The organism is Microbacterium umsixpiens (assembly GCF_053543675.1).
In genome coordinates, this window is the sequence record NZ_JBLVOH010000189.1 from 1,398 (window position 1) to 1,979 (window position 582).

Consider the following 582-nt stretch of genomic DNA (forward strand, 5'->3'; position numbering starts at 1 on the left):
GTGCAGTCGCGGTTCATCGGGCACGACGAGAAGGCGCTGTTCCTGGAGCACCGCGCCGTGGTCGACGGCGAGGTCTACGCCCGGGCGATCGTGCGGGCGCGGATGCTGCGTCGCACCGGCGGCACGGTCAGCAACGAGGAGCTGTTCGCCGCGGTCGGCAAGCCCGAGGGTGTGCCGGAGATCGACGCGTGGGTGCACGACTGGGCCGCGGCATCCGCCCTCCCGCCCGTGCGGGTGAAGGCGCCGAGCGTCTGGGGCTGACCCCGTCCGCAGCTCCCGTCGGCGGCAACGATATATTGACCGTGTGCTGGCGATCCTGAAGACCACCGGGCGCGTGCTGTGGCGACACTGGCCCGCGCTCATGGCGTGGTATCTGGCCGGCGTGCTGGTGCACTACGTGATCACCGAGGTCGCCGGGTTCATCGGCGCGTACTCCGCCACCCTCGGGTTCCTCGTCCTTCCGATCGGGATCCTCGCGCGGTTGATCAGCCTGGTCGCGATGTTCCTGGTCCTGCGCGACGGGCTGCGCAACCTGCAGGAGGTCGCGCCGCTGCCCGAGGCGGCGGCGGACCGCCGCCGCCC

The 582-nt window shown here is 71.6% G+C and carries 2 pseudogenes; both read left to right on the forward strand.

What is annotated here, in order from left to right:
- Nucleotides 1-261 (forward strand): annotated as a pseudogene (locus ACNPM4_RS17180) (4-hydroxybenzoyl-CoA thioesterase); the annotation flags it as partial.
- Nucleotides 262-304: 43 nt separating this feature from the next.
- Nucleotides 305-582: pseudogene (locus ACNPM4_RS17185) on the forward strand (hypothetical protein); the annotation flags it as partial.